The 25,643-nt window shown below is 50.5% G+C and carries 18 protein-coding genes; 9 read left to right on the top strand and 9 right to left on the bottom strand.

Annotated elements, in window-relative coordinates; all coding sequences use genetic code 11:
- Positions 1-294: 294 nt before the first annotated feature.
- The 5 genes from IX84_RS22035 (at position 295) to IX84_RS33085 (ending at position 10,339) form a co-directional block, all read left to right on the top strand.
- Entirely contained in the window at positions 295-2,805 is a 2,511-nt protein-coding gene (locus IX84_RS22035) for an alpha-galactosidase (RefSeq protein WP_044225980.1), read from the top strand.
- Between the two features lie 11 nt (positions 2,806-2,816).
- Positions 2,817-3,974, top strand: coding sequence for an alpha/beta hydrolase family protein (locus IX84_RS22030; protein WP_052516303.1), 1,158 nt, complete (start codon positions 2,817-2,819; stop codon positions 3,972-3,974).
- Complete coding sequence (locus tag IX84_RS31375; protein ID WP_052516302.1) at positions 3,944-5,524, top strand: MGH1-like glycoside hydrolase domain-containing protein; 1,581 nt, start codon at positions 3,944-3,946, stop codon at positions 5,522-5,524. The genes IX84_RS22030 and IX84_RS31375 overlap by 31 nt, the downstream gene beginning before the upstream one ends.
- A gap of 145 nt (positions 5,525-5,669) precedes the next feature.
- A complete protein-coding gene (locus tag IX84_RS33090) occupies positions 5,670-6,014 on the top strand; it encodes a sulfatase-like hydrolase/transferase (protein ID WP_052516301.1) in 345 nt (114 codons plus the stop codon).
- Positions 5,951-10,339: a GH92 family glycosyl hydrolase gene (locus IX84_RS33085; protein WP_052516300.1), complete on the top strand. Its 4,389-nt coding sequence runs from the start codon at positions 5,951-5,953 to the stop codon at positions 10,337-10,339. Before IX84_RS33090 ends, IX84_RS33085 begins: the two co-directional genes overlap by 64 nt.
- A gap of 163 nt (positions 10,340-10,502) precedes the next feature.
- Here the strand turns inward: IX84_RS33085 and IX84_RS22015 are convergent, their stop codons facing one another.
- Positions 10,503-10,889 (bottom strand): GxxExxY protein, encoded by a 387-nt coding sequence (locus IX84_RS22015; RefSeq protein WP_044225977.1) that lies wholly within the window; start codon positions 10,887-10,889, stop codon positions 10,503-10,505.
- 442 nt (positions 10,890-11,331) lie between these two features.
- Between IX84_RS22015 and IX84_RS22005 the strand changes: the two genes are divergently transcribed.
- Complete coding sequence (locus IX84_RS22005) at positions 11,332-12,552, top strand: vanadium-dependent haloperoxidase (RefSeq protein ID WP_238578321.1); 1,221 nt, start codon at positions 11,332-11,334, stop codon at positions 12,550-12,552.
- A gap of 54 nt (positions 12,553-12,606) precedes the next feature.
- Here IX84_RS22005 and IX84_RS22000 read toward each other — a convergent pair whose 3' ends face one another.
- The 4 genes from IX84_RS22000 to IX84_RS21985 form a co-directional block, all read right to left on the bottom strand.
- Entirely contained in the window at positions 12,607-13,428 is an 822-nt protein-coding gene (locus IX84_RS22000) for a tetratricopeptide repeat protein (protein WP_044225972.1), read from the bottom strand.
- On the bottom strand, positions 13,425-13,925 hold the full coding sequence (locus IX84_RS21995) for a hypothetical protein (RefSeq protein WP_044225969.1): 501 nt from the start codon (positions 13,923-13,925) through the stop codon (positions 13,425-13,427). Before IX84_RS21995 ends, IX84_RS22000 begins: the two co-directional genes overlap by 4 nt.
- A gap of 300 nt (positions 13,926-14,225) precedes the next feature.
- Positions 14,226-15,041: a 3-keto-disaccharide hydrolase gene (locus IX84_RS21990; protein ID WP_044225966.1), complete on the bottom strand. Its 816-nt coding sequence runs from the start codon at positions 15,039-15,041 to the stop codon at positions 14,226-14,228.
- Positions 15,042-15,068: 27 nt separating this feature from the next.
- On the bottom strand, positions 15,069-16,547 hold the full coding sequence (locus IX84_RS21985; RefSeq protein WP_044225964.1) for a Gfo/Idh/MocA family protein: 1,479 nt from the start codon (positions 16,545-16,547) through the stop codon (positions 15,069-15,071).
- 264 nt (positions 16,548-16,811) lie between these two features.
- Between IX84_RS21985 and IX84_RS21980 the strand changes: the two genes are divergently transcribed.
- From IX84_RS21980 to IX84_RS21970, 3 genes are all read left to right on the top strand, one after another.
- Positions 16,812-18,359 carry a sulfatase family protein gene (locus IX84_RS21980; protein WP_044225962.1) on the top strand — a complete coding sequence of 516 codons (1,548 nt, stop codon included), beginning with the start codon at positions 16,812-16,814 and terminating at the stop codon, positions 18,357-18,359.
- Positions 18,356-19,906 (top strand): glycoside hydrolase family 28 protein, encoded by a 1,551-nt coding sequence (locus IX84_RS21975; protein ID WP_044225960.1) that lies wholly within the window; start codon positions 18,356-18,358, stop codon positions 19,904-19,906. Before IX84_RS21980 ends, IX84_RS21975 begins: the two co-directional genes overlap by 4 nt.
- Before the next feature lie 203 nt (positions 19,907-20,109).
- Positions 20,110-21,018: a sulfatase-like hydrolase/transferase gene (locus IX84_RS21970; RefSeq protein WP_052516299.1), complete on the top strand. Its 909-nt coding sequence runs from the start codon at positions 20,110-20,112 to the stop codon at positions 21,016-21,018.
- Positions 21,019-21,178: 160 nt separating this feature from the next.
- On the opposite strand, the gene IX84_RS21965 is transcribed toward IX84_RS21970, so the two are convergent.
- The 4 genes from IX84_RS21965 to IX84_RS21950 are packed head-to-tail and all read right to left on the bottom strand — an operon-like array spanning position 21,179 to position 25,547.
- Positions 21,179-22,081, bottom strand: coding sequence for a hypothetical protein (locus tag IX84_RS21965; protein ID WP_044225959.1), 903 nt, complete (start codon positions 22,079-22,081; stop codon positions 21,179-21,181).
- Positions 22,082-22,091: 10 nt separating this feature from the next.
- Positions 22,092-23,309, bottom strand: coding sequence for a hypothetical protein (locus IX84_RS21960; RefSeq protein ID WP_152605194.1), 1,218 nt, complete (start codon positions 23,307-23,309; stop codon positions 22,092-22,094).
- A 14-nt stretch (positions 23,310-23,323) separates the two neighbouring features.
- Positions 23,324-24,502 (bottom strand): hypothetical protein, encoded by a 1,179-nt coding sequence (locus IX84_RS21955; RefSeq protein ID WP_152605193.1) that lies wholly within the window; start codon positions 24,500-24,502, stop codon positions 23,324-23,326.
- A gap of 43 nt (positions 24,503-24,545) precedes the next feature.
- Positions 24,546-25,547, bottom strand: coding sequence for a 5'-methylthioadenosine/S-adenosylhomocysteine nucleosidase family protein (locus tag IX84_RS21950; protein ID WP_044225952.1), 1,002 nt, complete (start codon positions 25,545-25,547; stop codon positions 24,546-24,548).
- Between the last annotated feature and the right edge of the window lie 96 nt (positions 25,548-25,643).

Below are 25,643 nucleotides of genomic sequence, written 5' to 3'. Positions count from 1 at the left end.
AAAGCAACTACGGCTTCCGCAGAACGTTCAACCTCTTCGAACTCGGGCTGGGATTAGAACTGTTTTTTGGCGACAAAGTATCTCTCTTTGGCCATTATAATTATCTGTTCGGTACCGATCAACTATTCGAAATAGATATCGCCTACCAGATAAACGGGGGAGATATAAAACGGGAGCAGATCAGTTCGAATGGGAGCTATAGATTGCTCAAATTTGGGGTAAAGTATCACCTATGAGTATGCTACTCTTAATCGAATCTACATCTTTAATTCACCCTTGAGTTGACTTGAAAACATGAAAAACATCCTACTCCAGTTTGGTCTTACCTTACTTCTTTTGCAAAGCTGTGCTCCCAAAGAGCCAACTGTGCTTCAGTTTGAGAACGAAGCCCTGCGCAAAACCTTTTCCCAGCCCCGGCAGCCCGATGCCATTTCTGTAGAGCTGTACGACAAGGAACAGGCCGCCCTCCTTAACGACCCTGCCGGACTTCCCTATTTCGAAGCAGTCATCAACGGGCAGCTACTCACTGCTGCCGATCCGGTTTGGGTATTTGAAAGTCAGCAATCGCGATCCATAGGCAACGGGGGCACCGAATACGAACTGCGGTACCGGGCTGCCACCGGCCCTGCCGAAGGCTTGGTGGTCCTCATCCATCAGCAACTCTTCCCCGGAAGCCCGATTGTACGGGAAAAGCTCGAGTTACTGGCCGATGCCGAAAACCGCTTCACCCTGAATGAAAAGGATGGGGAGCTGCACTTCCGCTTTCCGCAGTACCGGCTACGGACCGAGCAGGCAGGCGAGCCCCAAACCACCGAAATCCGCATCGCCAGCTGGAATCATAAGCCCATCACCTTTGCTAAAGCCGGTGACGCGCCCGGCAAGTCCAATCACATGTACTACCCGGATGTCCGGACAGCCGCACCTGATGCCCCCGGCGACCGCCCTGCCAAAGGCCCTTTCCGGATTATCCATAACAGCGACTGGAGCTTTGGGCTGGCTTACGAGCACGCCTCGCAGGACAATACTAACGGGTTGCTCGACATCAAAAAGAAAGCGGAAGACGGCCGGATCGTTGATGCCATGCAGGGCACCAAAGGGGTATTCAACTTTGAAATCAAAGACGAGGATTTTCAGTTTCTGGGCATTGGTGCCGTAGCACAGGCACAAGGCATAGACGCCAGCGTGCAAGCCATGCGCGGCGCCTATCTGGATGGAGAGCCCATTGACGCACAGCGCCCCTACGCCTCGGTTTGGACGGCCCACTTTCATCATACCGGTCCTGCACTCGAAGACAGCAAAGCTCTTATCAGGGACTACCTCCTGAACAAAATCTGTGAGCACCCGGCTTCCCGCAAACCGGAGTTTTACTACAACACCTGGGGCATGCAGCGGGCATCCGAAGAGCTGCGCGATGTACTGACCTATGAGAATCTCTTCCGGGAAATAGAACACGCTGCTGACCTTGGCGCTGATATATTTGTGCTGGATGATGGCTGGCAGGAAAAATTCGGTAATTGGACGCCCAATACTAAAAGACTCCCCGATGGGCTTGACCCGATTCGTGAAAAACTGGAGCAGCACGGCATGAAGATGGGGATATGGCTATCCCCGGCTACGGTAGACAGCACAAGCGCACGCTACCGCGCCCATCCCGAGTGGGTCATCAAAGACTCAGAAGGTAATCCTATTACAGCACAATGGGACCACTGCGCCTTCGATATGGTTGGCCCCTTTCAGCAGGTTTTTATTGAAGATTGTAAGCGGCTGATTGATCAGGGTGCCCGCTTCTTCAAGTGGGATGCCATCAATACCTTCTTTAGCGATCTGCCCGGCCTTCACCATGGCGATTCCACCTACACTGCTTCGGAGCGACGTGCCCGGTACGAGTACCTTTTGCCTATTTATGTGACCGAAGCCATGCGCATCCTAACCGAGTATGAGCCCGAGCTGATCATTGAGGTCGATCTGACGGAAGCCCGCCGGGTGATGACCGGGCTGGCACCACTGAGCCAAGGCAAGCTGTTTTGGATGAACAACGGCGCAAGTGGGTACAACGACTATGGCCCCTACCGGGCACAGTCGATGCGCACCATCCCCAATGAATTTGCGGGCATTATCCCGCTGGAGCTTTTCACCTACGCCAATTATCCGCATGATCTGGAAGACTCGCAGGACTACAACATCCACACTTCCCTGATTGCCGGGCACGGTTACTGGGGCAAACTCGACCTGACGACCGCCGAAGGCCGGCAAGAAGTTGGCGCTAAGACTGAGCTGTCCAAACAAGTGCTGCCTTACCTCACCGATATCGCTCCGGAAGCGGAAGGCAAAGTAGGCGCCTCTCCGGAAATCTACCGCATGATCAATGCGGAGGCTGGCGCCGGGCAAGTCTTCACCTTTACTACCGAGCCTGTGCCGGCTTTAGACCAAAAAGTAAAGATCAATACTGAAAACGTGGGGGCAATCCTTCATACTCCGTTTGAACTGAGTGAGCAGGAAGCCCGACTACAGTTTACGCTGGACCAGCCTTATGCAAGTGGAGCGGCGTTCCTGCTACCCATTGGAGAAAAAGGTGTTCAGATTACAGCATCGAATAGCCCGCTTTTGAGTTGGGAAGTCGAAGCGGCAGGAGTAGCCTACCATACGGCTGGCGATGGGGTGCAAACAATACGCTGGCCTGAAGAGCTTGGTTCTCCAACGGTTACAGGTGCTGTAGTATTAGAGAAAACGAAAAACTCAACCCACCTCCTGTTTAAGCTGGAAAGCAAGAGCGGTGATAAGGTTAAGATTAAAGCCCCTAATTAAAAGACCATTTTATGAAAAAGCTTTGCTTAGTCATCTCCTTTTCTTTTCTAATCAATTGCTTAAATGCACAAACTGAAAAAGCCTTTGTGCCCAATTACGATGAAAGCAAGGTGCCCAAATTCACTTTGCCGGACCCACTTCAGACTTTTGAAGGAGCGCGCATTCGCAATCAACCCGACTGGGAATCCACAGGGCGGCCCGAGCTGCTGAGCTTTTTTACCCAGCAAGTCTACGGCGAAGTGCCAGGCTCACCTGAATCTGTAACTTCGGAACTTATCGAATCTTCCGTTGATGCTTTAGACGGAATAGCCCGCCGAAAGCAGATGAAGCTAACTTTCAAGGAAAACGGGCGCAGCCTGGACTGCCACGTTCTCATGTATTTACCTAAAGGCACTGGTCAAGCTCCTGTATTCCTCGGCTATAACTTCTACGGCAACCATACCGTCACCACTGACACGATGGTTTACATCCCTCAGGCCTGGTCGCGCAACAATGCAAGTTTCGGTGTGGAAGACCATAAGCTCACCGCCCGGTCCAGGGGCGTACGCGTGAACCGCTGGGCGATTGAGGAAATCATCAATGCCGGATTTGGGCTGGTCACCATTTACTACGGAGAGATTGACCCGGACCGCAATAACTTCCAGGATGGCATTCATCCATTATTCTACGAAGCGGGCCAACAGCAGCCTTCGAAGAACGAATGGGGGGCTATCTCTGCCTGGGCATGGGGGCTAAGCCGTGTTATGGATTACCTGGAAGAGGATCAGGATGTAGATTCAGGAAAGGTTATCGTTATGGGGCACTCTCGCCTCGGCAAAACGGCACTTTGGGCAGGCGCAATGGATCAACGCTTTGCGGCGGTCATCTCCAACAACTCCGGTTGCGGTGGAGCAGCACTTTCCAAACGGCAGTACGGAGAGACTGTTGCCCGGATTAACAACCACTTCCCGCATTGGTTTTGCAGGAACTTCCATACCTACAGCAATAATGAAGCATCCCTTCCCGCAGATCAGCATGAACTCATCGCGCTCATTGCACCACGCCCGGTGTACATAGCCAGTGCCGTTGAGGATCAATGGGCCGATCCCAAAGGCGAGTTCCTTTCTGCCTGTCATGCTACTCCGGCGATTATACGAGTATGGAGGTGGAATACCGGAAAGTTAAGCTGAGGATCGAATCGGCAGCTTACGGCAACGACCTCTACCTGCTCATTACGCCTCTGGAGCTGGACGAGGAATATACTTCGACACTCCTCGTGGAAGGCGGCTTACTTTGGAACCGGCCCGGGCAGATTTCCAGGGAGGAGGACGCGCTAACGATAACAACCCCGGATCAAAAGCTGGAATTCCGGTCCTCTGCTCCACTGAGCAATCACCCATTCTTTAATACCCTCAGCCCTTTTTTGGCGATTGAACTGAGCGGTGCGGTGGGCATTAGCAGCACGACTACTAATTTGGCTGCGATTCAAAAGAAGGTAACCGAAAAACGGAACGATTACGAAGCCTACCTCAAGCAATTCGGCAAACTCACTGAAGCCTACGCAGGCATGGCAGCCGGGTTGGGTTGGAATACCATTTATGATCCCGTTCAGGACCGGGTATTTTCTACCGTAGACCGTCAATGGAACATCAACCGGGGGGGATACGTCTTTTTCGGCTGGGACAACTTCTTTATGGCGCACATGATTGGGCTTGATGCCCCCGAACTGGCTATGGCTAATGCCGTGGAGGCACTCCGGGAAGCCACTGCTGATGGCTTTGTCAGCAACCTCAGTCAGGGCAACGGGCGCAAAGCCTGGGACCGTTCTCAGCCACCGGTAGGCGGACTGGCCTGCTGGGACATCTACCAAAAACATCCGCACCAATGGTTCCTGGAAATGGTCTATCCCCGGCTGTTGCGCTGGAATGAGTGGTGGTTGGAAAACCGCCTGAATGGCGACCTGCTCTCCTGGGGCTCTAATCCCGCTCAAAACCCTTTCCATGACAAAGTGTACCACAACCTTCAGGCTGCCATGCTGGAGACCGGCATTGACGATAGCCCTATGTACCTCGATGCACAGTTTGACCCGGAGAAAAATCTCATGGAAATGCACGATGTAGGCCTGAATGCCATGTACATCGCCGACTGCCGGGTACTAGCCAAAATGGCGGACGTCCTGGGGCAATCAGAAGACGCCCAACGCCTGCGAAAACGTGCAGACCGCTTACAGCAGTACCTTCAGGCGCTTTGGAATGAGGGGAACCAGCTTTTCCAAAACTACGACCTGATTCAAAATACTTTCTCAGACCGAATCTCCCCAACATCCTTTTATCCCTTGCTCACCCGCACCGCATCGTCTGAACAAGCGCAGTCTATGGTCAGTAATCACCTACTCAATGAAGAAGAATTCTGGGGCGAATGGGTGCTGCCTTCCATTGCCAAAAACGATCCGCTTTTTCCAAAGCAGCGGTACTGGAAAGGCGCCATTTGGCCCCCTATGAACTTCCTGGTTTACCTAGGCATGCGCGACTATCCGGAGCTGAAAGATGCCCGGAAAGCATTGGTAGACAAATCTGTAGACCTTTTCGTACGCAACTGGACCGAACAGGGGTTCGTTTGCGAAAACTACTCGCCCATTGACGGCACCTGCACCGAGCCTCAGCTCAATAGTTCGCCATGGTATACCTGGGGCGGTTTGCTGGCGCTAATGGGGCTGATGGAGGAAGGGTATTATGATTAATTCATCAACCGGACTCCCGGCGGTCAGCATTTACCCGTCAGCCAATCGTACCGGCTGAGATCGAAGGCTTATATGAAAGATCTGCTATAAGCCTGGCGCATTACAATCCCCCTTGCTGCGTATCTCCTAAAAAAAGCTTTTGGATATGCTCCTACGTTACCTTCGGATCATTTTTGCTGCGTGCCTTCCTCTTTTAGTCCCCGCACAAAACACGCCCAATATTCTGGTCCTCATCGCCGATGACTGGTCCTACCCCCACGCGGGCATTTACGGCGACCCGGTGGTACAAACCCCCAACTTCGACCGGCTTGCCCGGGAAGGCGTTGTGTTTGACCATGCCTACTGCGCTTCCCCATCCTGTACCCCTTCCCGCGCGGCCCTGCTGACCGGAAAATACCCGCACGAACTGGGGCCGGGAGGTAATCTTTGGAGCCTGCTGCCGGATACGTTCCCCAATTATGTAGCCTTGCTGGAAAAGCAGGATATATAACTGGTAAAGCCAATAAGGGATGGGGACCCGGAAATGAAAAAGCAGGCGGTTACCTGCACAATCCTGCTGGACCAAATTACGATAGTTGCACCGATTTCCTCAAACTGCGGGACCCGGACCGACCCTTCTGCTTTTGGGATGGCAGCAATGATCCCCACCGGGTGTATGAACCGGGGAGCGGGGCGAATCAGGGCATGGATGCCTCTGCCATTGATCTGCCACCTTTTTTTCCAGACCTGCCTGAGGTACGCGATGATATCCTTGATTATTTCTATGAGGTGGAACGCTTCGACCGGCGGATCGGTACCGCTGTTCGGGAACTGGAAAAACGTGGATTGCTGGACAACACCATTATTGTCATCACCAGCGATAATGGCATGCCCTTCCCCCGGTCAAAAGCGAATCTTTACGACTACGGGACAAGGGTCCCTCTGGCGGTCTACTGGAAAGGGCAACTACAGCCCGCCCGTGAAATGGAAAACTTTGTCAACCTCATCGACCTGGCGCCAACTTTTTTGGAGGCCGCTGGTCTTTCCGTCCCCGGAGAAATGTCAGGCCAAAGCTTGCTTCCCCTGCTCAAAGGGCAGAGCCAAAAGCACCGTGATCAAGTCTTTCTGGAACGAGAGCGCCACGCCTACGTCCGCCCCGATAACCAAAGCTATCCGATGCGGGCCGTTCGGACAAAAGACTACCTCTACATCCGGAACCTGGAACCCGACCGGTATCCGGCGGGCGATCCTGTGCACATCTATGCGGTAGGTGCTTACGGCGATTGCGATGATTCTGTAACGAAAGACGCCATCCTTGAGGGGCAGGACAGCCCCCTGAGGCAACTGGCTTTCGGCAAACGCCCTGCTGAGGAGCTTTACGTGCTTGCAGAAGACCCTTACCAAATGGTAAATCAGGCCGCCAATCCGGAGTACAGTCAGGTAAAAGCAGAGCTGCACAACACCCTCAACGAATGGCAATCAGCAACTCATGACCCGCGTACCAATGGCCAGGGTACTGTTTTCGAAAAAGGCCCCTACTTTGGAGGCCCCACCCCGTCAAAACAAGCCAACCGCCACCCCCGGTCCGCCCCACGTACTGATATAGGCCATCCGGTACCTGCCAGATCCACCGCCCTTGTTGACCCATTCCTGGGGAGTATCAATGGTAATGTGCTTCCGGGTGCTTCCGTCCCTTTTGGAATGGTTAAGCTGAGCCCGGACATTATGCCCCCGCAGCCCACCTCCGGCTATCGCCCCGGCAAGCCTATCGCGGGCTTCAGCCACACTCATACCAGTGGGACCGGTGGAGGTGGCCGGTATGGGAATATCCTCTTCACCCCACTGACGAAGGAGCTTAACCTTAAAGATTACGCTTCGCTAAAACAGGTCAATGAGCGGGCTGCACCAGGGTACTACGCTGTCACCCTTGCCCGAAAACCCGGCGATGTGGAAGTGGAATTAACGGCTTCTGCCAAAGTAGGCTACCATCGATACACTTTTTTCACCTGGGATAAATCACCGGAAATCGAAGGGCAGGTGATTATTGATGTCGCACATGCCATTGGCCGGACGGAGCTGGAAGATAGCCGTTGCCTCGAAGCCGAAGTGGAGATTGTTGGAGAAAACGCCATTCAGGGCTGGGGCCATTTCGCCGGTGGCTGGGGCGGGCAAAACCCGTATAAGGTATATTTCTTCGCCCAGTTCGACCGCCCCTTTGATGCAGCAGGTGTTTGGCAAGACACCACCCTCCTACCCAGCCAGCAAAACTTATCAATCCGCTTCCCGGACGATCAGCCGGTCAAAAGCCGCCGCATGGGCGCATGGGCAACCTTCAAAGGACCGCAGCGGCAGCAGGTGGAAGCAAGGGTTGGGCTTTCATTTAAAAGTATAAAAAATACCAAGAAATTTCTGGATGAGGAAAAGCAAAATTCATTTGACCAAGCAAGAGCTGCTGCCGATCAGTCCTGGGACAAACGGCTCTCCCGTATTGAGGTGGAAGGTGGGCTGCCCGAGCATCAGCGGATGTTTTATTCTACTCTTCGCAATACCTTCCTCATGCCCACCGAAGTCACTGGCGCTACCGAAGACTGGTCCGAAAGCCAGCCTCATTACTGGGACCATTATTGTATTTGGGATGTTTTCCGCACCGTTATGCCCCTGCATACGCTGATTGCACCGGAGCAACAACGAGGCATACTTCAGAGCCTTTTGGCCATTTACGAAAAGGAGGGCTGGTTGCCGGATGCCTGGATAGCCGGCGACTTCGGCAGCATACAGGGCGGGACAAATGTGGATGTCGCCTTTGCGGATGCCGTTGCCAAAGAACTGGGTGGATTTGACCTGGAACAGGCGTTAAAAGCCCTGCGGCATCATGCCGAACATCCCTCTGATAATCCCAAAAAACACGGCCGCCACCTGGAAGATTACCTAAAACTGGGCTATGTCACTTCAGCATCTGCCAAAGGGGCGACTTCCCGCTCTCTGGAGTATGCCTACAATGACTTCTGTATTGCCAAAGTTGCCGAAGCAGCAGGGGACACGGCAACTGCCCGGGAGTACAGGAAGCGCTCACAGGGCGTTTACAAGCTATTTAACAAAGAAGCCGGGCATTTTTGGGCAAAAGACCAAACCGGCAACTGGCAACCTGGCATCACCACCGAAAACCTGCGCAAAGACCACTGGAATGATCCCTACTTTTACGAAGCTACGCCCCTTGCCTACAGCAGCTATGTGCCCCACGATATTCGGGGGCTTATCCAACGTCATGGGAGCCCGGAAGCCTATATCAAGTACCTGGACCGCTTGCTGTTGGACCCCGGGTTTGACCTCGGTAATGAACCGCTCTTCCTGTTGCCCTATCAGTACATTTATGCGGGTAGGCCGGATAAAACCGCTGAAGCCGTTCAGCATCTAATGAGAAGGAAGTACGCTGCCGGGCATAACGGTCTTCCCGGACAGGACGACTCCGGTGCGATCTCTTCCTGGTACGTCTTCAGCAGCATGGGCTTCTTCCCCGTTGCCGGGCAGGATGTTTACCTCATCGGCAGCCCGCTGTTTGACCGTAGCCGTATCCGATTGGAAAATGGAAAGACCTTTAGCGTGGTGGCACACCGCCGGTCTGCTGAAAACATTTATGTACAATCGGCCAAACTGAATGGTATCCCGATCGACCGGGCGTGGTTTCGCCACCGGGAGCTGATGCAGGGCGGCACACTGGAGCTTATCATGGGATCAGCGCCCTCCGAATGGGGAAAGGTGCAGGTACCGCCCTCACTAACACAAGTATCCCCTTATGCTCCGGAAGATATTCAGGCCATTTGCTGGAATATGGTGGACTACCACCTGCGGGAGATTTACCCAAAGCTCAATTACGTCCCGGTCATGGAAGGCGCCTGGACCAAGAACGCTTACTGGAATGCGGCCACCTTTTATACCGGGCTTTGGAAACTTTATGAAAAAACGGGACATGCTCCTTTTTTCAAACATATGGCTGACTGGGGCAAGCGGGAGCGGTTCACCCCGCTAAAGTACGACCCTGACATTGCCAACAATCACCTTGCTGCCCACACCTGGCTGGAAATGTATCAGGAAACCAGAAACAAAGCCTACCTGGAACCGAGCCTGACGGAGCTCGACCGCTTTATGCGCCTCCCCTACGAAGGGCGTACCGAATGGTGGTGGTGTGATGCGCTCTTCATGGCACCGCCTACTTTCGCTTTGGCTACCGAAATCACCGGTGATCCCAAATATCTCGATTTCATGCACGAAAAATGGGTGCAAGCCACAAAAGCACTGCAAGATCCCGCCACCGGTCTCTTTTTCCGGGATGCTAAATACGTCTACGCCCCCGATAAACCTGAAACCCACGGCAAAGACGGCGGCAAGGTATTCTGGTCGCGCGGTAATGGCTGGGTAATGGGCGGCATTGTCCGGGTTTTGGAGCATCTGCCGGAAAGTGACCCGAGGCGGTCGTACTACATCGAATTACTCCAACAGATGGCAGCCGGTATCGCTCCCTTACAGGGCAAAGACGGGCTCTGGAGGGTCAGTCTGACCGATACCCAAAACTACCCATTGCCGGAGACAAGCGGTACAGCCCTGTTCTGTTACGCCCTGGCCAATGGCATCCGCAATGGTTATCTGGATGAGGCGACCTACCGTCCGGTCATGGAGCGGGCATGGGAAGGCTTGCTGCGGCATATCCGTCCGGATGGCAGCCTCGGCAGCGTACAACGCGTAGGCCATGCCCCCGAACAAATTGATACTGATCATACGGAGCCTTTTGGGCTGGGTGCTTTTCTGCTGGCGGCGGTGGAGGTGATGGGGATGCTGTAGGTTGGTAAGTTTCTTTTTTACCACGGAAGACGCGGAATACACGGAAGGCATGGAGTTTTCTTTTTACCACAGAATACTCGGATGACACGGAAGGCATGGAGTTGTTTTTTCTACCACAGAAGACACAGAATACACGGAAGGCTTTAGCTATGGTGGCAGTAGGCTATTTGATAATTCTTTCTATTGTCGCTTTGGGGTAATGTCCAAAATTCACCAAAAACCCTAGCCGAAAACCAGTAGCCTTCAAATAGTTATGTAACTGGGCCCGATGCTCATCCGCGATTTCTTTTACCGCTTTCAGCTCTACGATAATCTTGCCGTAACAAATCAAGTCTGGCCTGTAAGTAGTATCTAGCTTTTCCTGCTTATAAAAAAGATCAAGGGCAGGCTGTGCAATAAAGGGGATTTGCTGACTACGCAATTCCTTTTCCAGGCACTCTTGATAAACCGCTTCCAAAAAACCAGCACCCATTTCCCTGTACACCTCAAACACAGCACCCCGAATCCGGTAACTTTCTTCCTTGTATAATAATCCTTCGTGATTGTCCATATTCTATATTTTTAAAGCTCCCTAATTTCCGTGTATTCTGTGTATTCTGTGGTTACCCCCCATTTCCGTGTTTCCCGCATATTTCGTGGTCATCCACCCCCATTTCCGTGTTTTCCGCGTATTCCGTGGTCACCCCACCCCCCATTTCCGTGTTTCCCGCATATTTCGTGGTCACCCCACCCCCCATTTCCGTGTTTTCCGAGTATTCCGTGGTCACCCCACCCCCTATTTCCAATCCTAAATATCCAAAATTCCCAAAAGAATTTTAAGCCATTCCACCCAGTATTGGTTAATATGAAGTATCCCCTTTCTCAAAAAAAATAAACGATTCATGTACACATCTGCTCATTACTCTGCCCTACTATTCGCACCCACATTTTGCCTGATAATCATACTGATAGCTCCATCCCCAGGGTACGGGCAAATGACTGCCTCCGAATTCATGCCCTTCAAGTTTGAACTGGACGAACCTGTTCTTCCAATCAGTGAAGAAGTACTACGGGATGAAATCCCAGATATCACAGCAGCCCAGCAACAGATGGAAACGGAGAGTTTATGGGCTGTACGGTACTGGAACAACGCCTATCCCGTATACCGCTGGCACCAATTACTTATGCAGGCGAGCCGGAACCATAAAGGACATAAAAATGGAGGCCGGGTGGCCATTCTACACCTTGCGGTCTATGACGCTACGGTGGAAGTTTGGGAACACAAACAGGCACATTTCCGGAAAGCAGCCTACCATTACGACCAAAGGGTGAAAAAGCTTGGGGCGGAACCAGAGTATTCCTCCTCCCTTTGTGAATGGAGTGCAGCAGCCGGTGCGGCGCATCAGGTTATCGGATATTACTTTCCGGAGCAGCAGGCGATGCTGGACAGTCATCTCATTGCCTTCAAGTCTGCCCGCCTGGCTACAGGGCTGGTATTCCCCTCCGATATTGAAAAAGGATTGGAAATTGGCCGGAATATAGCCCAACAGTACATCGAATATGCGAAAACCGACCGCACAGACCGCCGGTGGGAAGGGCAGGTACCTCAGGCGGATAGCCTGTGGTCAGGCAACCCCAGCCCCTGGGACCCGATGAAAAGGCAATGGAAGCCGCTCACCCTCGAGCAAGCCGATCAGTTCCGGCCCGGCCCACCGCCCACCGACTGGACTGCAGATATGGAGGAGCTCCGGCAATTCAACGCCGCCCACCAAAGCAGCACCATAGCCTGGAAGTGGAAAAGTGAACCGGTATGGGACCTATTGGTCGAACGCAAGATTTTGGAATACGGCCTTAACCCATTAGCAGCTGCCTTTGCAAATGCCGTTTTCCACACCGCCCGATTCGATGCCATCATCGCGGCATGGGATGGGAAATACCACTACTGGGGCATCCGACCTTTTCAGTACGATCCTTCCTTTAAACCTATTCTGATTGACACGCCGAACTTCCCGGGCTATCCTGCCGGGCATACGACCGTTGCCGGGTCCATAGCCAGAGTGCTCTCGTTCCTGTTCCCCGGAGACAAAGCCTTGTTTAAAACACTGGCAAAAGAGTGTTCAGAATCCCGCTTTGAGGGAGGCGTGCATTTCCGCACCGACAATGAGGTGGGGCTGGAAGTAGGTGATCAGGTCGGCCGACAGGTGATCAAAGCATTTACTTCAAAAGGAAATTAGATGGAATAGCACGATATAATCTGAAATCCAGCCAACTTAAAGGCTTTAACCTTTTCAAAAGCCCTCGGTTTTCATAGCATCTATGATGTCGGTTAGAAATATTTGATCCATTTTTTCAACGTAGGGGTCAAACATTTTTACTCCATTTTCGTATTTTTCTTTTGCAAGTTTTATGTTTTCCATATACCTCTTTTCGTCCCTCAGTGCCTTATAAACTAAAGCCATATAGTACCTGTTTTCCGCGATATCATTTTCTAATGCCTGCTGCTTTAAAGCACGCAGAGCCAATGAAAATTTTCCCATTTCCAGGTAAAGAACCCCCAAATGCAAATAATCGTAAATACCAACGCTATACATGCTATCACTTAGTTGTCGCTCGAATAGCTGTAAGGACTCATTCAGTTTCCCTATAGCCTTATAGGACAAAGCTTTGATAATATTGAGGTGATAATCCCCATTTTGGGAATAACCAATGTCGTAGTCAACCAAGCTATCTAATAGTTCAATATCTTCTATTGCTCCCGCATAATCTCTAAAAAACTGATAGCGGCACGACGCCCGGTAGAATAGTTCTTCCTCCGGATCGTACTTCACGGCTTTGTCCATTAGCTTTTTCCAGGTGATAAAATCACCACTCTTCAGATATGCGGTGGATTTAACCCTGTATGCGTAAGCAAAGGTAGAGTCGATCGCCAGAACCTCATCCAGTGCTTCCTGGTACGCTCTGCTGAACTGATAATGCCCTCTTGTTTTTTCCAATGCTCTACAAGCCTTATATTTCAACTCGTCTCCGTTGTACATATAGACATTACAGTTGGGCTGAGCAGCTAAACAAGAGGACATGATGGCTAAAACAAAAATCAGAAGCATTCTCATGGCAAAATATCAGTTAGGTCTCCGTTGTTGATCTTAAAGATTAGGTATTGGTAATAATCCCGGGGCTTACCACCTTTTGAGAGCACGGCCCAACCATCCAATGATTGGGTAATCTTTAATAACTGTTCGGTGATCCGTTCATCAAAAATTTGTTCCTGATAGTCTAAATCGGAGCCTATCATTCTAAATCTTCCAGCCAGTCCCTGGCAGTTGACAATAAAACGGATTCTTATCCAACCACTTTGAGCGGTTTCTACTGACCGGTACGCTTCTTCAAATCGTTTGCGCAGCGCTATCTTCTCCCCTTCATACTGAAGCCCCTGCCCGAAATGGAAGTACTGCTGAACCATTTTCTCACTGCCACACAACTGGAAATCGCTGGCATCTATTTCAGGGTCGGGCTCAGCGTCGCCAACCCATCTTAAGTATTTAGAATCCTGGTCGCTACGGGTACACCCTGCCAGAAGTGCTATGGCTATGATGATTATTTTTTTCATTTACAGGACATTTGACAGTACGATTGATCAAGTATTAAATGATAACCTCAATTTAGGCTCTGGTTCAATTCTACTACTTGTCATTCTAAGGGCATGTCAATAATGCCTGAGGTTTTTCGGAGATAACTTTCAAATCAAATGAAAAACCATTCCTTCAGGTACGGTCTAAACCATACCGCTGGTGTTAGCGCGGTAAACATATCGTAGTATAAAAGGGTAATTAAGTGCATTTATACAAAAAACCGGCTGCAAGCCCAATGCCCACAGCCGGTTTAAACTTAATCAAGAGCACTGCCTGATTTACAGCTTCTTGATCTTAATATTGCGGAACCAAACATCATTGCCGTGGTCCTGAAGGCCAATATGCCCTTCCTTAGCGACGTCAATGAAGTCCTGATAATCCTTGAACTTACTGTTGGCCACCATCTCTTTCCAGTCGTCTGTCCAGAGGTGGTACTCTACCACATTCTCACCATTTTGGGTATGTACGATGGTGCCATCGTAGGAAAGAATGGTCACCTCGTTCCAACCACTATTAGCTGGTACCGCATTTTGCGGTTTCGCCGGGATCAGGTCGTAGAGCGAGCCAGCCTGCCGGTTGCCATCTTTGCCAAGACGGGCATCAGGGTGCTTCTCATTATCGAGGATTTGCATTTCAGGAGAGGATTTCCAGATCGCCTGCCCATCTTCGCCACATTTTTCGCGGGCCAGATAGAAGATTCCGCTGTTGCCACCTTCGGAAATTTTCCACTCCAGTTTCAGTTCAAAGTTGCCAAAGGCCTCCTTAGTGATGATGTCGCCACCACCACCAGCTTCGCCCTGACCGGAAGCTTTGCACATTAAGATGCCGTCCACGACTTCCCAGCCTTTTTCCGGGAAACCCTCTTTACAGTAACCTTTCCACTGATCGGTGCTTTCGCCGTCAAACAAGAGCATCCAGCCATCGGCTTTTTCCTTCTCGGAAAGCGTATTCATCGCTGCCGGAGCTTCAGCCTCTGTGGCTCCATCAGTAGCCTCAGCTTCTGTGGCTTCCCCTTCGGTAGCTTCCGGGGCACCGCTCTGACAGGAAGCCAGGGCAAACACCAAAGCAGCGAACAAAAGAATTTTGAATTTCATAATCGAAGTTTTGTTTTTCGTTGATGCTTAATAGTTCCAACCTTTGCGGTACGGACGCTTGATGTACTCTTCCATCGCCTGCTTCGCATTGATGGTTGCGTACTGCGTGTCGAAGCGCGGGTCGCCATCCACTACCGTAAACTTATCAGAAGAAACCACCCGGATTTCTTCGTCATCAGCAATATTGGTAATCTTCATATTCGCACCATCCCACTCCAGCTTACGCTTGAGGTCCTGCAGGCGGATCGCCAGGTTACCCATTACCACCACCTCATTCAATGGAGCGGAGTAGCCAAAGTGAGAAGAGGCTTCCGTACGGCTGCTCTTGTCTTCCTTGCAGGCACGCACCCAGTCCATTTCGTGGCTGGTTTCTACGCGGCGCAGCTCGTTGGTTGCCTTAGGAGGGTCGTTCTCCCGGCCTACGATGTAGGGATCACGGGCGTAAGTACTGCAAATGAGTGTGCCCTTGGAGCCTACGAACATAGCACCACCGCCACCGTCACCAAGGATTTTACCCTCAGGAATACCCTTAGGTCGATCAGGCAGCAAGCCCCCATCATACCAGGTAAACTCAACGGCTGGCATGTTAACTTTGCCCATCTTCTTGCGCTCAGGGAAGTAGTACGTTACCTTTTCAGCAATCGGTGCACTCTCCGTATTAACCTGTGAAGAACTACCCTCGAAAGCAGTAGGCTGCCCAAGGTTCAGCGCTTTGAATACCGGGTCAATGATGTGGCATCCCATATCACCCAGTGCACCTGTACCGAAGTCCCACCATGCACGCCAGTTCCATGGCGTATAAGCCGGGTGGTAAGGGCGCCATTTAGCCGGGCCGATGAAAAGGTCCCAGTCCAGAGTAGGTGGTACAGAAGGCGTTTCAGTCGGCCGCTCCAGCCCCTGTGGCCAGATCGGGCGGTTAGTCCAGGCGTGGACTTCCTTCACCTCACCGATTTCACCATTCCAAATCCACTCGCAAACCTGACGGATACCTTCTCCGGAGTTGCCCTGATTACCCATCTGTGTGGCTACGCCGGTTTCTTTTGCCAGCTTAGCCAGCATACGGGATTCGTAGACCGAGTGGGTCAGTGGTTTCTGTACGTAGACGTGCTTGCCGGCACGCATAGCATCGGCGGTTACTACGTAGTGCGTATGGTCAGGCGTACCTACCACTACGGCGTCGATTTCATCGCCCATATCGTCCATCATGCGGCGGTAGTCTTTGTACACCGCAGCATCTGGATAATCGTTAAAGCATTTGGCAGCATACTTCCAGTCTACATCACAAAGCGCAACAATATTTTGAGAATTCATATTGCGCAGGTTAGAACGGCCCATACCGCCTACACCAACACCTGCAATGTTTAATTTGTCACTTGGCATCACATGCCCCAGTCCGGAAACTACGGTGCTGGGCACAATGGTCATACCAGCCGCAGCAACACCAGCCTGACGAATAAAGGTCCGGCGATCCAGTCCCTTTGATCCTTTTTTTCCTGGTTCTTTCATTGAATCTGATTGTTTTGATTTTGGAAATTAAAATAAGCAAATCTGTACAATTCCCAACTTTATGGGCAGGATTTGATGGCTCAATTTATGAATTATTGTACAGCCAGATTAGGAAACCGGGCAACAACTTACTATCCAACAGCAAGTTATCGACCCCTGCTAGGTGTAATCTTTACACTAACTTTTTTAAAAATATTTTTTGCTGTACCTGTGAGCCGGTTACACCCCACTTCCGCACGATTCCTGTTCCCAAAGCATTCACTGATGTTAAAACCGACCTTGCTGTATAGTCTTTTCCTGCTATCCTTATGCCTAAGTTGCAGTTCTGGTGCAGCGCCTGAAGAGCCAACCGCTAATGCCCAACCCAATATCCTTTTCATTTATGTCGATGACCTGGGCTATGGTGACCTGAGCTGCTACGGCGCTACCGACATTCAAACCCCGAATATCGACCGCCTGGCTTCCGGAGGGCGGTTGTTTACCGATGCCCACTGTGCGGCAGCGACCTGCTCCCCTTCCCGCTATGCATTGCTTACGGGCAACTATGCCTTTCGGCAAAAAGCTGCGGTATTGCCGGGGGATGCTCCATTGATGATCCGGCCGGGGACACCTACCCTGCCTGCCATGCTTAAAGAAGAGGGCTACCGTACCGGTGTGGTTGGTAAATGGCACCTTGGGCTGGGCGATGGCGACCTGGACTGGAATGAGGAGATCAAACCCGGACCGTTGGAGATTGGCTTCGATTATTGTTTCCTGCTGCCGTCTACCGGTGATCGGGTACCGAGCGTTTATGTTGAACAGCACGAAGTCCTCAACCTTGACCCCGCCGACCCGCTGCAAGTCAGCTTTACAGATGATCCGTCAGGAGGTAGCCCCTATGACACGCCCACCGGGCTCAGCCATCCTGAATTATTGAAAATGCCGGCCGATACGCAACATAGTGGTACCATAATTAATGGCGTGAGCCGCATTGGTTTTATGGCAGGCGGAGAAGCGGCGCACTTCCGTGATGAGGACTTTCCCTATTCCTTTCCGGAAAAAGCGATACAGTTTATGGCTCAGGAGAAAGGCCAGCCCTTCTTTTTGTATTATGCCTTTCACGACATCCATGTGCCCCGCATTGTCCACCCCCGGTTTGAAGGCAAAAGTAAGATGGGCCCCAGAGGCGATGCCATCCTGCAAATGGACTGGGTAACGGGCCAGTTAATGAAAACCCTGGATTCCCTTGGCATAGCCGAAAATACGCTGGTGTTTTTTAGCAGTGATAATGGTCCTGTACTGGATGACGGCTACACAGACCAGGCCGTGGAAAAGCTGGGCGATCATCAGCCCGCCGGCCCATACAGGGGCGGCAAGTACAGCATCTACGAAGGTGGCAACCGGGTGCCGACAATCTTGCGCTGGCCAGGTAAAATCACGCCAGGGCGCAGTACGGCCCTTTGGAATCAGGTAGACCTTTATGCCTCCATTGCGGAGCTGCTGGGGCATGAACTGCAGGAAGCCGAGGCTAAAGACAGCAAAGCCCTGTGGCCCGCACTCTCAGGGCAATCTGATGAAGGGCGGTCGGTGATGCTGGAAGAAGCCTTCACCCTTGGGCTTAGGCAGGGGCAGTGGAAATACATCGTCCCTACCGAGAAAGAATTCCCCTGGATTAAGGGCATCAAGGACATTGAAGGTGGCATCTCTACGGAGCCGCAGTTGTACAACCTGTCGGAAGACCCCGGGGAGCAAAACAATCTCGCTGCCACCTATCCTGAAAAAGTGCAAGCCATGGCTGCCGAACTCGAACGCATTCAAAACCTAGACCAATGACAAGGATTACCTTTCTCGCTTTATTCTTTTCTGTATCTACGCTAAGCCATGCACAGCACTACAATGGCTACCTGAATGTAAAGGATTTTGGGGCGTTGGGCGACAGTTCAACCCTGAACACAACTGCCCTCCAAAGCGCCATTGACTCTGCTGCTGCCCAGGGCGGCGGCACGGTGACCGTTCCACCGGGGGTATACCTCAGCGGTACCATTTTCCTGAAGGACAATACCACCCTGGATGTCCAATCCGGCGCCAAAATACTGGGCTCCCCCAATATCGAAGACTATGCAGTCATGATCTGGGGGCACAACAAAGACCGGCAACCCCGCCACCTTATTGTTGGGAAGGACGCCCGCAATATCGCCATCATTGGCGGCGGCACAATTGATGGCAACGGGCTCGCTTTTTGGGAAGACTTCGACCCGGCAGAAGACCCGCAGTGGAAAATGGCCAAGCCACTTAAGATCAGCCCGATGGTGGAAATACAGGATTGCCAGGATGTGCGGATCAAGGATGTCCTGCTGCTCACCGGAGGTGGCTGGACCCTGCATTTGTACGACAGCGACCGCATACAGGTTCAGGGGGTTAAAATTATCAATGACCTGTTTGCACCGAACGGGGATGGCATTGACATTTCCGGCTGCCACGATGTGACCATCAGCGACTGCATCATCAAAACCTGCGACGATGCCATCTGCCTGAAAACTATGGTGGATACCCGCGACTGCAAGCGCGTCACCGTCACCAACTGCGTCATCGAGTGCTCCTGCGCTGCCCTGAAGATTGGTAATGAAACCTTTCGGGATATTAAGCAAGTAACTTTTAGTAATAGTGTGATTTATGGCTCCTCCCGTGCCTTCGCCATTTACGCCGAAAGCGCCGGGACCGTTGAGGACATCGTAGTCGACAACATCATCACCGACTCCCGTGCCCCGCTGCTTTACAACCGCCCCATCCACCTGAGTCTTTACCTGCCGGAGCCCGGTGCCGGCGGCCGCAATGGAGATTGGATGCACCTTGAAAAAAAGCAGTACGACTACGAGGGCCGCAAACCCCGCCTGCGCAATGTGACCATCACCAATTTCCACGCCAAAACCGGCGGGCGCATCCTCATGACCGCCGGCGACGGGTACGCCATTGAAAACCTGACCCTCCGTAACGTCAACCTCACTTATCCCTGGATTGAGGACCCGGCACCTCATGTGGATGAAGTCACAAGTTCGCAGTTTGCACCCGTCAAGCGCGCTGCCAAAGTTGCCAAAGCGGCAATTGTCACCGAAAATATCCACAACTTCGTACTGGACAATGTAATGATCAACTGGCCGGAAACGGAGGAAGTCCCGGCGGACTGGCAGTTCCCTAAAAAGATCGCCAACGGCACCCTGAAAGCCTTCTACCCTACCCGGACCGAAGCCCGGCAGGCGGAACTTAAGGTACTATATGGCCGCGGGCTGAAAAACGCTATACTTAACACTCCGCTAGCCAAATCTTCAGATGGTCAACAGCCCTACTATGACCTGGAGGATTGTGAGGTGATTAATCAATAACCAGAACAGAAAGATGCGGTACATTTTTGCCATCATATCACTCCTTTTTTACTCGGTTCTGATTGCGCAGCAACGCCCCAATGTGCTGCTCATCTACGTGGACGACCTCAACGACCGGCTGGGCTGCTACGGCGACTCGCTGGCACAAACTCCACACATTGATCAATTGGCAATTGATGTACCGGGCTACGAGTTGAACAATAATGGCTATTACTACAACGCCCCCCTGGGAAACCCACCGCGTGGGCGCTGGGGGAGCTGTGGCCTGGTTGAGGGCAGAAAAGGGCGACGAGCGCCATCACGTTTACAATGTAACCACGGAAGTGATCCGATTGATGAAGGAAACCAAGGACCAGCCCTTTTTCATGGCCGCCGGCTTTATCCGGCCGCATGTGCCATGGGTAGCGCCGAAGCGGTACTTTGAAAAATTTGACAGTGTGGATATCCAACCCATACCGGTACCTGCTACCGATCGGGAGGATATGCCCAAAATCGCCTATGACACCTGGGCAGGGCACTTCAATCTGCCGGAAACCGAGCGCCGGGAAGCGATGCGTGCCTACTATGCCTGCACTGCATTTGTAGATGATCAGGTGGGACGACTAATCGCTGCGCTGAAAAACCAAGGATTATACGACAACACCATTGTCGTTTTAGTAAGCGACCACGGCTATCAGCTGGGCGAGCACGGCTTATGGTTTAAGAATTTCCTGTTCCGGGAATCGGCCATAGCGCCAATGATTATCCGCCATCCGGGTATAGGGCCAGGCATCGTAGAGAAAGTCTTGGAATTGCTCGACCTCTACCCTACCTTGGCGAAGATGGCAGAGCTAAATGCCCCGGCTAATCTGGAAGGGCGAGACATGACTGCACTCATGCAGGGGCAGCCTCAGGGCTGGAAAAACTACGCTATTGTGGAAACCCGGCATCAGGGTGTGGTGGGCAAAGCGGTTTACACGCCGGATTGGTCTTATATGGACTGGGGGGAGCATGGTGAGGAGCTTTATGATTTGAAGAGGGATGTTTATCAGTGGGATAATTTGGCGGGGCGGGAGGAGTATCGAATAGTTATAAATGCCCTAAGGAGGAAACTAGTGGTCTGTCAAGGCTAAAACTAGGGGTTGCCTGCGGCGACTTTTGAGGCTACTCTTCGTTGGATAACCCCTTGCGTAGCGCTGCTATGCGCGGGAACATCCGCCTTGATTAGCCTCAAAATTCGCTCCCACTCAACCCATAAATTAACACTTGACAGACCACTAGAAGAATAAACACTTAAACGACTTCCACTGCATCCTTAATAAGTGCTTCAAGGGCTGACTGATAATAACCATATAGTTTCGAACTATGATGTACTTCAATTACCGGCGCTTTGCTTCTGGGCACTCCAAAAATATAATTGGAAACCAAAATTTTACCGTACACACTATCCGTATCTACGGCTAGGAAGTGGGCGGTTGGCAGATGCCTGTATTTAAAGATATGGAAAGGAGCTCCTGGTAAAATCTGCCTGATCTCGACCTGAACTTTTTGAAGGTGCATGATCAGACCAGGAATAGCTTTTTCTCCAAAGCGCTCTTCAGGTAATGCCGTAGCCAGATCACTGAAATAAAATCGTACAGGATTGTGGTCAGGATCAGCTAAATAACAACTTACCCGTACTCCACAATCAAGCAGCTTAAGCAAAGGCTCTTTGAACTCTGCATCTTTTCGGTGCGTGAAATAACTGACCAATTGACGCAACCGCACGCCTAGAAAAATCACTTCCTCCTGTGCTTTACTGATAAATTCAACTTTCTCGGCAATGGAGCGCCTCCCGTCAGCGTGGAAGAGAAGCTCATTTGTACCGTTTAAAAAAAGGTTCCCATCTTGAGTCGGCACTACTTTTTTAGAGAAATGCCTGGTTGTCTCAACAAACACTTTCTGGGCATGATCATATCTCAAACCTAACTCAAGGCGCAACAGTTCCTGCACCCCTTCACTGATGCGCTGTACCGAACGTAAACCAACTGACTTCGGGGTATTAACCATCTTACTAAATAGAGAAGTAGAAACCTGGATACCAAGCGTTTTTAGCTTTTGGCAAATAACAACTTGAGTATAAAGTGTTTCTTCCCGACTGGTCAGATGAACCATAGCAGCCCTGAAGAGCTCAAGATGCTGTTCACGAATGGACATAAGCTTAAGTTTATTCCCAATTTAGATATAATTCCATCTGTATTTCATCATTGATAACCTCGACCAGCTCTTGTTGTGTGCTCAAAAAATCTGCTGGTTTGAAGCTGTAGGTTCCGATGTAATCATCATCATCAAAATCATCATCCCAAAACTTGATGATGTAAGTTGAATCTAAGCTCAGACTTAGGCAGGGGGAAAGATCAGGCCAATCTCCCATAACGGGCGTGTTCGGAAAATCATCGTCTGCATCCTCTATAATTGAAGAAAGGTACATCTGTGTTTCGCCTGGTCCTATGACTTCATAGTAAATATCAGGAGGAAAATATATAGGCAATATTGCAAGTGGGTCCCATAAAATAGTTGGCGGCAAATAACGAATATCAATCAACTTTACATCCGTAATACAAACGCTTAATGCATTGACGACCAACGCAACCTCCGTCTGACTGCTCAGACAATTGTTGTAAAGCATTTCTATTTGCAAAACCAGCGTATCTGCAAAACTAAAATCCGGTGGAATAGTAAAGTTTACAGTCTGGCTGGCTGAAGCTCCTGCTTCCAATTCATCCAAAGCCAGGGTGACAGGGAACTCCGAAATACTACTGTTTGTGATTCGTACTACCGGGTCAATAGCCTTCGCATCACCTATATTTTCAAAAACGAATCTTAAATTGATATCGGCCCCGGGAACTAAGAGCGTGTCATTGGGAGCAACCCCTACTTTAGTAGTTTCTATCAAAAGTAATTTCGGTTTTTCATCGGGTACTTGAAGCGCTTGACTTTTGGGTGTTGAATGTGTAATATACTGGGCCGTATCATCCCAGCCCCAAGCCGCCCAGAAATAATCTGAAGAATCACACTGAAAGAACACCTGTGAAAAAACCAACGTGCTATCTAGTAAATCTCCTTCCTCTAAATGAATTTCTGAATTGGGCCCCACCTCTCCAAACCATTCCCAAATCATGTCCTCTTCTGAAATTAAAACCCCATCCTCCACCTCAGGCGGCGAATCAAATATCCCAACAAAAGCCAGTTGAACTCCCGGCTCTGAAAGCTCAAAGAGGATCTGCCCTTCCGGGCTTAATCGTTGGATTATATTCATTTCTGTGGATTGAGGATATAAAAGCGCAGAGTTTTCACCCGGAGTTGTGGGCTCCTCACTACATGAAGCCAGTCCAAACGACGCGAACAAAGCCAGAAACCAAAAAACAATTTGGGGTATTTTCATAGTATCAATAGCTTTTAAAGGTAGATATTCCACTGTAAACCAACAGAAAAGAGGGATACACGCTCTTTTATTGAGTCAAGGTTAGCATTCTGATGATTAAGGCGAAAAGACCGGTTTGGCAAGTTGGCATTGAATGAATTAAACCCGGCTTTCAACCGCAACCACGGGAAGCGTCCAAAACCAGCGAAGAAAGAAGCATGCCCCCCTGCATGAAGAAAAAATACCCCCAGTTCAGCACCATAAAATAATCCACTCTGAGAAGCATAGCGTTTGTAAACCACTGAAGCAGATGGGAGCAATAGCAATTCTTCTTCCAGCACAGGCTCCGCCTCAAAGCCAGGAAGCGGAGTTACCCGGGTTTCAACAGGCAATCGCAGCCCCTTGACTCCTGCTCCCAAAGATAGCTTCCCGGTCAAAGCAAGGTGATAATCGAGAGACAGGCCTACACTTGCGTGCTGCTGGTAGGTAAAAAACTGGCTGCTCAAGCTTAAAGAATGAATTTTTGGCCGAAGACTGCCAGGTTCGAGCTGATTTGGCCTGACCGTCCATAGCTGATGCGTATTTGGCTGCAGACCGGGGTAAGGCCCAACTTGAACCGTATCGCCGCCCTGCGTTTCTAAGAATATTCTTAATGCGTGAACGTTACGATCAACCTCAATCCAATTTGTCCCGCTGGACTTTTTAAAATCAGGATCCAGCCAGTTATACTGTTGCCCCTTTGGCAATCTCACGCCCATAAGGCTTAATTGGTCTAACGATAGATTTTGATACCTGGTCTTTAATAATTCCCTGACTAATTCTCCTGCCAACCGACTGACTTTATGCTCGAGCCTGCCCCTGTTTCGGATAATAGCTCTGGCTATTTGCTTTTCGTCACGAAATTGAACAATATTAACCGTAAGGTACTCCTCCGTTACTATACCCCTGCAAAGATAGTCAGGCCTGGGATGAGATTCATCCCATTTCGTGGAGTCAGGTACATCATCTTGATAATGGGCAAGCAGATTGATCCGCCGATTACGTTCTTCCAATGACAAAACCGGCAACGCAAACTGTTCCAATTCATAGGAGAGCATCTGCCCCATTTGCCTGAGCAAAAATGGATCATATCCACTTCCTCCCTCAAAATCAACGACCAACAGCTTGACGCTTTCAGATAAGCTATCCGATTGGGCAATAATGGTATCAGGCATCGAGGTTAGGAATAATAGGATTCCTAAGACTGCCCTAATTCTCCTAAAACTCCCAATTAATAATAGTTTGTCCATTGTCACGAGAGGGTACATTTATAATTGTTCTGAATGGTGGCTGTTGTCCGGCAATAATTTCAAGTTCGTGTTTGCCAGCAGATAGCCTGAATTTATTCCCGACTCTTAAAGCGGGCTCGCCATCAATAATATAAGAAGCCCCAGGAATCCGTCTGCCTGCTGAGTTAAAAACATAAATTTTGTATAGAAATAGTTTTTCATCTTCCGGTTTTTCATCAGTTGGGAGAGGTGGCGGTGCAGTCCTTATTGAATCAGGCTTTACATTATCTGTTGTTGCTTCAGCAAAATTAATAGTTGTATCGGACTTCAATTCCTCAACCTCCTCTAATAGTGCAGTTGTATCCCTCGAAACAACTGGCTCAGCTTTCGTTTTTAAAACCGCGGTTCTTTCTGTCTTATTTATGGGTTCAGCCTTTATCGTATCTCGTTCCAGCACCTCCGTTGCCATTGGAAAAGCACCAAGAGTAACCACCGGTTTTTGCAAATCAGGAAATACTAAAACCCCAGTAATTAATGCCCCTACTGAAAAAACTACCCAAGCTAAATTTCGGCTGTATACACCCAAAGGAATAACAGGGATCCATTTTGGATTTTTTTCCAATAAACACTTTAAAAATACAGCCGCATTAGCTACAGCCAGTTCTCTGGAATTATTAGCGTTGGCATCCACTTTGTCTTCAAGCCGGTCTGCAATACCCCTAATCATTAAGGTATCAACAGTTGGATACTTACTGGCAGCGTATAAAAAAGCGTAAGCCTCCATCTCCAGTGCTATTGCATCATTAAATCTTTCTCTAAGCATCTGTGCAAGAGGCGCTGTGTTAGATTGTAAAACTTTGTCACCACTGGCCACAGGGCCAAAGAATACTTTGGGGGTTGAGGCAGCTGAAGGAGGGAGGTCAAGCTTCCATGTTTTTTGTAGTGCCTGCTGTTCCGCTTTCTCTATCCAAAGTCGATTGGTAATGTTCAATAATGTGTGTCTCTGGGTTAAAAACTAGTTATTCTGTCACGCTGTTCCAGCCGTATTCTGTAGGCCGTAGGCCGAAAGAATACGGCTGGAACAGCG

It is taken from the genome of Phaeodactylibacter xiamenensis, from assembly GCF_000759025.1.
GTDB classification, from domain to species: Bacteria; Bacteroidota; Bacteroidia; order Chitinophagales; family Saprospiraceae; genus Phaeodactylibacter; species Phaeodactylibacter xiamenensis.
This window is presented reverse-complemented; position numbering and strand designations above follow the sequence as displayed.